The sequence below is a fragment of the Mycobacterium sp. E342 genome (assembly GCF_001667665.1).
GTDB lineage: Bacteria > Actinomycetota > Actinomycetes > Mycobacteriales > Mycobacteriaceae > Mycobacterium.
Map to the genome: position 1 here is coordinate 1 of NZ_LZJM01000016.1, position 9,884 is coordinate 9,884.

The 9,884-nt window shown below is 63.6% G+C and carries 10 protein-coding genes; 1 reads left to right on the forward strand and 9 read right to left on the reverse strand.

The genetic code is table 11. The annotated features are described in order from the left end of the window. The 6 genes from A5692_RS00845 to A5692_RS00870 form a co-directional block, all read right to left on the reverse strand. On the reverse strand, nt 1–1,374 hold a 1,374-nt coding region (locus A5692_RS00845), incomplete at its 3' end, for an MCE family protein (protein WP_156765858.1). Continuing rightward, nucleotides 1,371–2,708, reverse strand: coding sequence for an MCE family protein (locus A5692_RS00850; RefSeq protein WP_067918147.1), 1,338 nt, complete (start codon nt 2,706–2,708; stop codon nt 1,371–1,373). The genes A5692_RS00850 and A5692_RS00845, both read right to left, overlap by 4 nt. Continuing rightward, entirely contained in the window at nt 2,705–3,733 is a 1,029-nt protein-coding gene (locus A5692_RS00855; RefSeq protein ID WP_067918149.1) for a virulence factor Mce family protein, read from the reverse strand. Before A5692_RS00855 ends, A5692_RS00850 begins: the two co-directional genes overlap by 4 nt. 25 nt (nt 3,734–3,758) lie before the next feature. Next, a complete protein-coding gene (locus A5692_RS00860) occupies nt 3,759–5,204 on the reverse strand; it encodes an MCE family protein (protein WP_369830244.1) in 1,446 nt (481 codons plus the stop codon). Then, complete coding sequence (locus tag A5692_RS00865; protein WP_082962301.1) at nt 5,092–5,943, reverse strand: ABC transporter permease; 852 nt, start codon at nt 5,941–5,943, stop codon at nt 5,092–5,094. Before A5692_RS00865 ends, A5692_RS00860 begins: the two co-directional genes overlap by 113 nt. Then, the gene (locus A5692_RS00870; RefSeq protein WP_068051141.1) at nt 5,940–6,731 is read right to left on the reverse strand and encodes an ABC transporter permease; all 792 of its coding nucleotides are present in this window, start codon (nt 6,729–6,731) and stop codon (nt 5,940–5,942) included. Before A5692_RS00870 ends, A5692_RS00865 begins: the two co-directional genes overlap by 4 nt. A 307-nt stretch (nt 6,732–7,038) precedes the next feature. Here A5692_RS00870 and A5692_RS27835 point away from each other — a divergent pair, with 307 nt between their 5' ends. Beyond that, complete coding sequence (locus tag A5692_RS27835) at nt 7,039–7,713, forward strand: TetR/AcrR family transcriptional regulator (RefSeq protein ID WP_197514305.1); 675 nt, start codon at nt 7,039–7,041, stop codon at nt 7,711–7,713. 543 nt (nt 7,714–8,256) lie between these two features. Here the strand turns inward: A5692_RS27835 and A5692_RS00880 are convergent. From A5692_RS00880 to A5692_RS00890, 3 genes are all read right to left on the reverse strand, one after another. Next, nucleotides 8,257–8,688: a hypothetical protein gene (locus A5692_RS00880; protein ID WP_369830245.1), complete on the reverse strand. Its 432-nt coding sequence runs from the start codon at nt 8,686–8,688 to the stop codon at nt 8,257–8,259. A gap of 100 nt (nt 8,689–8,788) precedes the next feature. Next, nucleotides 8,789–9,472, reverse strand: coding sequence for a TetR family transcriptional regulator (locus A5692_RS00885; RefSeq protein ID WP_068051145.1), 684 nt, complete (start codon nt 9,470–9,472; stop codon nt 8,789–8,791). Between the two features lie 10 nt (nt 9,473–9,482). Continuing rightward, the coding region (locus tag A5692_RS00890) for a phosphotransferase (protein WP_156765860.1) at nt 9,483–9,884 on the reverse strand (402 nt) is incomplete at its 5' end.

Sequence of the window (9,884 nt, forward strand, 5' to 3'; positions counted from 1 at the left end):
CCCCCTGTCTCGCAAGCGCTTCCCCCCCCAGCGACGCCGACTGACCCCGCCGCGGGACTGTCCGGCCTGATGACGCCCCCCGGAGGGGGATCGTGAGGCGGGCGGCGGAGCGGCTTCGGGCGCCACCGGCGGTACCGCCCCGGGCGGTGGCGCTCCTTCGTCCGGCAGCGGACCTTCGTAGTGGTCCCTGACTTGTCCGGGTTCGGCCAGCCCGCGCAGCCAGTCCTCGCTGAAGGTGACCTCGTTGGGTCGGGCTATTGGGCCGACGAAGGGGTTACCGCCGAGTGGCGGGAAGTTGATCTGGCGGTTCTTGATGATTGGTGCCATGTACTGCACACAAAGTTTGGACGACTGCTCGGCGTTAAGCCTCGACGCCGCCTGAATCGCTCCGCAAAGGAAACTGATCGGATCGGCGAAATTGTTGGCGCTCAAGATGCCGGTGAAGGCGCCGTAGGCGGGATGGTAGATGTTGACGAAGTTCTGGAACGCCGTCGGGGAGATGTGCAATGTCTGCTTGACGTCGTCGAGGCTCTCCATGATCGCCTTTGAGACCGACGTGAGCTTGTCGGAAACCGTTCCGATGGACTCACGATTCTCGGCAACGAACGACTGGACTTCGCCCACAGCGGCATCGAGGTTCTTGGCGGCGTCGGCTATCGCTTGGGGGTCATCGGCGAGCAGACCCGTGACCGACGCCAGGTTCTGGTTGAGTTCGCGCATCAGCGCGGTACTCGACTGCAACGCCGAAACCAGGGTGGCCAGGTTTTTCACCGTGCCGAAGATGTCCTTGCTGTGGTCACCCAGCGCCGAAAATGCCTGCGAGAGCTTGATCAAGGTGTCTCGGATGTTCGCCCCCTGACCACGCAGGTTGTCTGCGGCGGTGTTGATGAATTGGCCAAGTGCGCTTTGCCCACCTGGTTGCGTCGGCTGCAACGACGTCGTGAGCTTCTCGAGTTGCTCACGCAAATCGTCGAATTCGATGGGCACCGCCGTGCGTTGTTGCGGGATGACCGCGCCCCTGGCGAGGGTGGGTCCACCGGTATAGGCGGGCGTGAGCTCGATCGCCCGTGCGGTCACCAGCGTCGGGGAGACGATGACGGCTTTGACGTCGGCTGGCATCTTGTAGGTGTCCTCAACAGCAAAGGTGATCTTGGCACGCAGCGGCTCGGGTTCGATCTTCTCCACCTTGCCGACCGGCACCCCGAGGATCACGACGTCGTCCCCGGCGTAGATGCTGTTGCTGTTGTCGAAGTATGCGACGAAACGGGTCATGCGCGCGCTCACTGTGTTCAGGATCGCCGCAGTCACACCACCGGTCAGCACCAGGACGAGTAGTACCGCGAGCGCCACCCGTACTCGTCGTGTCGGTGTCATCGTGATGCTCCTGCGGGTGGCCCGGCCGGCGCGGCGGATGGCGCAACCTCTCCCGGGGCGGGTACGTAGACCGGTTCTGGTGTCGGTGCGGGGGGAACGAAGGCGGGGGGGCCAGGCGGCGGCCCCCCGGGCGGGGGAGGTGCCGGCGGTTCCCGGTAGGGATAGCAGCCCGGGCCGGGTAGCGGGCATGGGTGATCACCCGGGTTGCCCGTAATCGCGTCGGGCAGCGTCCTTCTCGGCTCGCCACCCTGACCGGTGCGCGGGTAGGGCAGGGGAAGCGGGGGTGTCCCCGGCTGTCCCGTTTGAGGATCGGTCCGCTGGGACGGCAGCAACACGTGCGGATCGAGGCCGAGATCGGAAAACGCGGCGTCGATGAATGGCTGGACAAATTGTCCCGGTAAGAGGTTGACAAGGTATGCGTTGAAGAACGGGCCCGAGGACACCGATTCCCCGAGCGACATGGCGTAGGCGTTGAGCAACTTGATGGACTTCTGGATCCGGTCTTTGCGATTGTCGAGGATGGTCAGTACACCGCTGAGCTTGTCCAGCGCGGGCCGCAGTTGAGCACGGTTCTCGGCGACCAGCGCAGAAAGTTGCTTACTGAGCGCCGACACGTTGTTGGCGATCTGATCCAGCGCGCTGCTCTGCGACAGCAGGGAAGCCAGTAGCGCATTGGTGTTGCCGATCAATTCGACAATCTGGTCGGTGCGTTTGGCCAGCACCGTGCTGGCCTTGTTGGCGTTCGCCAACAAGTTGCGTAGCTGCAGATCGCGGTTGTCGAGCGCCTGGGAGAAGCGGGCGATCCCCTCGACCGCGATCCGCACGTCCGGCGGAGTGTCTTTGAAGGTCTGCGCCAGTGTGGTCAATGACGCGGACAGCGAATCGGTGTCCAGCCCGCTGATGTTCTTCGTCAGATCGCCGAGCGCTTCCGAGAGCTGGTACGGCGACGTGGTGCGCTCGAGCGGGATGGTCTGCGAGGTCCAGCCTTGACCGCGCGGAGTTACTTCCAGGATCTTCGTTCCGAGAAGTGCATTGGTCTTGATGGCCGCCTCGGTACGATCGCCTAGCCGAATGTTGCCGGCAACCTTGAACGTCACCAATACTTTGGGGCCGTCGAGCCTGATACTTGACACCTGACCGACGCGGTAGCCGGACACCTGGACGTTGGCGTTGTTCCTCAGGCCGCCGGCCTCTGCGAAATAGGCACTGTACGTCTTTCCGTCGGAAAAAAACGGCAGCTTGTCGTACTGCAGAGCGGCCAGCACCACCACCAACGTCGCGCCCAGACCCACCGCACCGATGATCATCGGGTTGCGCTCGGAGAAACTCTTCATTTCGGAGTGCACCTGCCCGTGGCCTGACCGACCACCTTGACGTACACTGGCTGGCCACCTTTGCCGTTGAGCTTGAGGATCACGTCGCACAGGTAGAAGCTGAAGAAATCGCCGTAAAGGCCCTGGCGCGCCAGGATCGCGTACTTCTCGGGCAAATGTTCCAGCAGGTTGTCGACGTAGTCGTGGTCGGCCATGATCTGTCCGCCGGTGCGGTCGAGCTGGTGGACGGTGTTCTGCAGGGGCGCGCGCGCCTGATCGAGTAGATCGGCCACCGAGCCCGCGGCGGCGTTGATGTAGGCCACCCCAGTGGTGATGTCTGCGCGTCGATCGGCCAGGCCCTTCACTAACTCCGAAACCGAGTCAACCGCCTTGTCGAACTGCTTGCTCTGGTCCCCCAGCGACCCCAGCAACGTGTTCAGATTATCGATCACTTGACCAATGAGCCGGTCGCGATCGGCCAAAGTGTTTGTTACCGAGGCGGTCTGCGCCAAAAAGGAGCTGATCGTGGCCCCCTCACCTTGGAAGACCTGGATCAGCTGGCCGGTCAGCGCGTTCACCTGAATGGGATTCAACGCCCGCAGCAACGGCCGGAATCCCCCGATCAGTGCCTCCAGATCCAAAGCAGGCTGCGTTCTTTGGATTGGGATGGTCTGGCCGGGTTGGAGGCGCTGAATGGATCCCGCTCCTTCTTCGAGCGCCAAATACCGGTCACCGATGAGGTTTTCGTAGTGGATGACTGCCTTACTGCCTTGCGTGAGGACCACCGAATCGTCAGCCGAGAAGCGGACGGTCACCGTGGCGTCGTCGTTGACGGTGATCTTCTTGACTTTGCCAACCTCGACTCCGGCGATGCGCACGAAGTTGCCGTCGCGAAGCCCGGTGACGTTGGTGAAAACGGCGTTGTAGCTCTTTTCCTGCTGGAACCTGATCTGGCCGAATACGGCGATGATCGCGACGATGCCCAGCGTGCACGCCACCATGAACAGGCCTAAGCGCCACAGGATGGCGGTGAGGTTCTCTCTCATCGCATTTTCCTTCGGTCGAGGCGACTCATGGGCTCGGTGGTGGGACGGCGGCGGATGCCGCGGGTGGGCCACCCGGAGGCGGCGGCAGCGGTAATGGCCCCGGCGCGGGGACGGCCAGACCCGGTGACGGCGGTCCGACACAGCGCAAGCTCGGCGGTTGGGGCGTGGCCCTGGTCACCTGGAAATACTGCGCGTAGCACGGGTGGCCCAAACCGATGTTGGGTCGGATATCCATGCCGGTCCCCCATCCGGTGTTGGTGACCACATAGCGGGCCGGGTAGTTCTTGGCCGGATCCGGTAATGCCCCACAGCCGGGTTTCCCGCCCGGCCCACCCTTGGCTGCAACGATGGGCAGATTGTCTGGATAGGCGTAGGGGTCCTCGCCGAACATGATCCCGGAATCGGTGATCAGGCTGTACCCGTTCCCACCACCGGCGGCGTAATAGCCGAAGGTGTCCAGGAAATGCTTGGTCCCGACCATCAAGCAGGTGTACTCGGGGTTGTACTTCAGCAGCAGGCTGGTAGTGGGATTGAGCAGGTTGACCGCGTTGATGAGGTTATCCTCGTTCGGGCCGAGGGTGTTAATGCCCGTGCGCGCCAATCCAATGGCATTGAGCAGCAAGGCTTCCAGCGACTTCGATTCGTCTGTCAGCGTCGTGCTGGTGGTGCTTGCCGCATCGAGGGTTCGCAGAATGTCTTGCGCTGCGGCGCTGAAGGTGTCGCTGACAGCCCCCACCGCCCGCCAATCACGCCGGATCGTCTCGCTGCGCGGGTTGACCGCCAGGAGAACCTGATTGGCATCAGTGATCGCCTCGCCGATCCGGTCGCCCTGACCGCGCAGTCCCTCAGCCAGTGTGGTCAGCACCGCATTCAGTTTCGACGCATCGACCGAGTGCAGCAGGTTGACCAGGTTCTGGAATACCGTGTTGACCTCGGTGGCCACGTTGCGAGAATGCAGCACCTCACCGGCCGAGACCCTGGCGGCGCTGGGGTGATCGGGATAGATCAGCTCGACGTATTTGTTGCCAAACGCACTGGTGGCCTTGATCTTGGCCTCCACGTTAGCGGGGATGTACCTCACCTGGTCGGAGTCGATGTCCAGCTTGAGCCTCACGTCCTGACCGCCACCGGTGACAGCCGCCACCTGCCCCACGTCGACCCCGCGCAGCTTCACCTTGCCGCCGCTCTCCATCATCAGACCGGCCCGGTCGGACGTAAGAGTCACGGGGACATACGAATTGAACGATCGATTGAAGAGCTCCATGCACATCACGACGGTCACGACGATTCCGACGACGAGCAACGCCGTCCACCATGCCGGGCGCAATCGACTCTCTCTGCGTTTGCGTTCCATGCCATCACTCCGCGAGATGAAAGTTGCCTGTGTGGCCGTAGATGGCCAACGAAGCGAACAGGATGACGAACACCGCGACGACGAGCGAAGCCCGGACAGCGCGACCGACGGCTTCACCGACGCCGGCCGGCCCGCCCGACGCGGTGTAGCCGTAGTAGGTGTGGACCAACATCACCACCACACCGGACAGAATCACCAATCCCACCGACCACAGCATGTCGACGGGATTGAGAAACGTATGGAAATAGTGGTTGTAGACGCCCGACGACTGACCGTACATTGCAACCACAACTTCCGACGCCACAAACGACGCGATCAGGGCGATGCAGTAGAGGGGCACCACGACTATCACGCCCGCTAGCACCCGCGACGATGCGAGGTAGGCGATCGACCGCACACCCATGACTTCCAGCGCGTCGATCTCTTCGTTGATGCGCATGGCGCCCAACTGGGCGGTCGCCCCTGCACCGATGGTTGCTGCCAAGCCCACGGTGGAGATCAGCGGGGCGGCGAGCCGAACGTTGACGAACGCGGAGACGAATCCCACCAGCGCATCGACACCGACGTTGGCCAACGCGTTGTAGCCCTGAACCGCGACCAGGGCACCGGCCGACATCGTCAGGAATGCCACGATGACGACGGTCCCTCCGATGAGCAGCAGAGCCCCGGTACCCAAGGCCATCTGTGCGATCAGTCGAAACAACTCGGTCTTGTAGGTGACAACGACATCGCCGATCGAACGCAACGTGGCTGCGTAGAACTGCACTTGGCGGCCGACTCGATTCCATTCCGCGGCCAAGTTCTTCCCGCGACCCGTGGCCCGTCCCCACAGAGTGCTGGGCGCGGCCGCGGTCACTTGGCGCTCACCTTGACCCCCACGGCGGTGGCGATCACGTCGATGGCAAACAGCGCCATAAACGTGTAGACCACGGTTTCGTTCACCGCGTTGCCCACCCCGGCTGGCCCGCCCCCGACGGAAATGCCTTTGTAGCAGGCGATGAGGCTCGCGGACAGACCGAACAGGGCGGCCTTGACCATCGCGATGATCACGTCTGCCAATCCGACGATCAATGTCAACCCGGCCACCCAGGCTCCGGGTGTGACGTGCTGGATGTAGACCGAGAATACGAACGAACCGGCGAGGCCGACCATGGTGACCAAAGCCGACAGCATCAGCGCCACCAGCGTGCCGGCCAACACCCGGGGCACGATGAGCGCCTGGATCGGATCGATTCCCATGACTCGCATCGCGTCGAGCTCCTCGCGGATGGTGCGGGCCCCAAGGTCTGCGCACATCGCCGTCGCGCCGGCGCCGGCTACCACCAGCACGGTGACGATGGGCCCGATCTGGTTGACCGTGCCCAGCGCCGCGCCGCTGCCCGAATAGTCGGCGGCGCCGATCTCGACCAGCAGCACATTGAGTACGAAGACCACCAAGGTGGTGAACGGGATGGAGAGCAAAACCGTGGGGAGCAGCGATACCCGGGCTACGAACCACGTCTGCACCAGGAACTCACGCATGGCGAACGGACGCCGGACAAGCGCCACGGAGGTATCCAGTGACATCGCGAAGAACTCGCCCACCGCGCGCACCGGCTTGGCGAGCGCATTAAGGCCTGACGGGAGCGCACCTAACGCGGTCATCGGATGACTCCGGCAAGCTGCGTCACACGCTGCATTGACGACAACACTCCTCAGTCCCCCGATATCGCTTTGACCAGACAATACTGTGAGCCACCACACAAGCTGCCGTGAACCGTACACTATAAAACTAAGTGGGAGCAACAGGCGCTAGCACTAATTTGTAATTTACGAGCTTCGTAATCCAACCCTTCCTGCGGCTTTGCTATGCGGCCGTCTAGCGGGGTGGAGCTTGCCCATCCCGACTGCGACCTCTGGTGTGGCAGTCCGTGCCTATGGCACACTGCGACAGGTGCCTCGTCGTCGCAGCGTGACCTCTTTGCCCAGTTACAAGGCGGTACCGAGGCAGGAGCGCGTCGAAGCGACACGGCACGAGATCGTCGCCGCGGCTGTGCACGCCTTCCGCGTCCGCGGCTACACGGCGACGACAATGTCAACCGTTGCTGCTATTGCCAAGGTTTCCCCGAGAACTCTTTATCGATATTTCGGAAGTAAGAGCGATTTGTTTGCAGCGGTGACGGAGGAATCGGCAGCAAAATTTATAAATGAATTGTTCGAAAACGTACACCGGCTGCCGTTGCGCGATGCGATTATCGAATCAGTAGAGCGCACCGATAACGCGCTCACCGCAGAAAGCCGCGAAATGATGCGATTGGCCGCAGCCGACGAAAAGGCGTGGCGGCATTTCCTGGCGGCGGCTAACAGTGCACAGACCACGGTGGCCGGCGCGCTCCGCGCCGCCAGTGACCCTGCACAGCTGCCAAACGCCGAGGCCGGCGATTCGTTGATCTGGGAAGTGCGGGCCAGTGCGGTACTGGGCGCCGTCACCACCGCATACCGCCGCTGGGCCACGACCGACGGCCACCCGCTACCAGTCCTAGTCGCCAAGGGCATTGACGCGGTGCTGCCCGTAGTAGTCCCTCCCGGCGTCGACGCGACCGGTGCACAATCCGCCGAAGGCCCCCGATTTAACAGAACTATTTAACTAATTCGGACCCTTCCGGGCAAGGCTCATCACAATGCGGCGCTCGCGTATACCAGCGGTTTTCGGGCACATCAAACTGGATCACTTATGCGTGGATTGAAGCGTTCGCAGACTCTGAGCAGACAGCTCCGGAGTGGAAATCGAGCAAAGGGATCGAATTGGGCTACGCGGCGCGCCCCACCGAACTCCGCCACATCGGACAAACATGGAGCGTGCTGGCGACCCAACCTAATAGGCAATTCATCTAACTGTATTCACCCGACTGGCGACAGCCACGGCAGACTGGTAACCGTGAAGCCCGGGCGTGCGCGTGGCACGAATCCGATCCGGGGCCTGCTGAGCCACCGCGATCTAGACTCCTGCCGGGCCTCACCAGGGGATTGTTGATTGCAGGTTGCGGCGGCCATCGTCGCAGCGATGACGGACGCCAACAACCAACGGCGCGATCACCGCTCGATGGCTAGACCGGGGCTGGCGCGGCCTCCACGGCGTCACCACCGCCGCGCCGTATAGCCCGGCACCCCAGTCAGGATCGCACCGTTGTCACCACTGGCCGTCGCCATCCACTCTGGCCGCTTCTGCGGCCAGCAGGTGCTTGCGCACTTCGCCGGATGCTGTTCGCGGAAATTCCTCGAGGACAAGCCATTTCGCCGGGCGCTTGCTTGGACTGAGTGTGTCCTCCGCGAAACTGCGAGGGCGGCAGGCTTGACTGTCGGCCCCAACGGCCGGCAGGACCGCGGCGACGACCTGCTGCCCGAGCCGGCGATCGGGCACACCGAAGACCGCGACTCCTCGCACCGCGGGGTGTGGGGACAGCTGTTGTTCCACCTCCGCGGGGTAGATGTTGGCACCACCGTGGATGACTACCTCGCGCGACCTGCCACGGATGCGAAGGATTCCGGAGTCGTCCGAGACGTAGATGTCGCCGGTGCGCCGGCCATCCGGCACCGCTGGTGTCAGGGTCCAGGATCCCACCCGGCGGCAGGTATCCCGACATGTCAGCGGACCCCGAACGCAAAGCTCGCCCGCCTGACCGACCGGCAGCACCAGGCCTTCGGAATCCGCCAGACAATAGTCACGTCCGGGCAACAGGTGACCGAGCGACCTCGTGGGCACTTCGGTCGAATCCGTCCGGAACGTCATCGCCATACAATGCGCTTCGGTCGAATCGAGCGAGTCCCTCTTCCAGCACGGCCAGCGCCGCGCCGATGCGAGCCGCTGGATCACCGCGGCCGCCGGACTGCGACCAAGCGCCGAATTCCGCTGCCGCAACCGCATTCATCGCGGTCACGATCACCCGGTCCTGGCCACGGGTCGTGGCGGTGCTCGCCGGGAAGCGGGCCACGACCTGCTCGACCAGATCGGAATCGTTGAGCAGCCGATGGCCTCGGCTGCGGGCGTTGAGTTCGGGCGCCCGCGCGAGGATGCTGCCCAGCTGCGCGGCCCGCGACCGGTCGGCCGGTTCGACGCGAGAGGTCGACAGGAATGCCTCACGCAAGGCGGTGACGGGGCCTTCTTCGGCCGGGCGGGCGGCCACCGCGGCGACCAGACGGTCCCACAGGTGGCGTTCGTAAGCCAACAGCACATCGTCCTTCGTCGCGAAGTACCGGAAGAAGGTGCGCTCGGATATACCCGCCGCTGCGGCGATGTCGGCGACGGTGACGTTGTCGTAGCCCTGGTCGGCAAACAGATGCACGGCAGCCCGGCCGATGTCGTCGCGCACGAGTCGTCGGCGTCGCTCGGTGAGTGGTTCGGTCATGCGCGCGACCTCACTTGCGCTGCCCGCGGGCGAACTCCGCGGCCCCGGCGAGCAGGCGAATCACCCGAGGTCCCATGTCGGTTCGGTCCGGGTCGATGCCCGCCTTGACCTGCCGAGCGTGCGACCCCTCCAGGATCACGGCCAGCTTGAACAACGCCAGAGCCTGGTAGTAGGGCAGCGCCGAGAGATCACGTCCGGTGCGCTCGGCATAACGGGTCGCCATTTGGGAGCGAGTCGGATAGCCGTCGGCGCCGCCAGCCTGGAGGGTGATAACGGGTTCCTCACCCGGCTCCGTCCAGCGCGCCAGCAGATGTCCGATGTCGAGCAATGGATCACCGATGGTGCCGGTGTCCCAGTCAACGATTGCGGCGAGCCTAGCGGGCGGTTGCGGGCTGACCATCACATTGAATGG

Bases quoted from the DNA above. Each gene is read 5' to 3' on its own strand.
- A5692_RS00850 (WP_067918147.1), bottom strand. From the start codon at position 2,708: ATGAAGAGTTTCTCCGAGCGCAACCCGATGATCATCGGTGCGGTGGGT.
- A5692_RS00855 (WP_067918149.1), bottom strand. From the start codon at position 3,733: ATGAGAGAGAACCTCACCGCCATCCTGTGGCGCTTAGGCCTGTTCATG.
- A5692_RS00870 (WP_068051141.1), bottom strand. From the start codon at position 6,731: ATGACCGCGTTAGGTGCGCTCCCGTCAGGCCTTAATGCGCTCGCCAAG.
- A5692_RS00885 (WP_068051145.1), bottom strand. From the start codon at position 9,472: ATGACCGAACCACTCACCGAGCGACGCCGACGACTCGTGCGCGACGAC.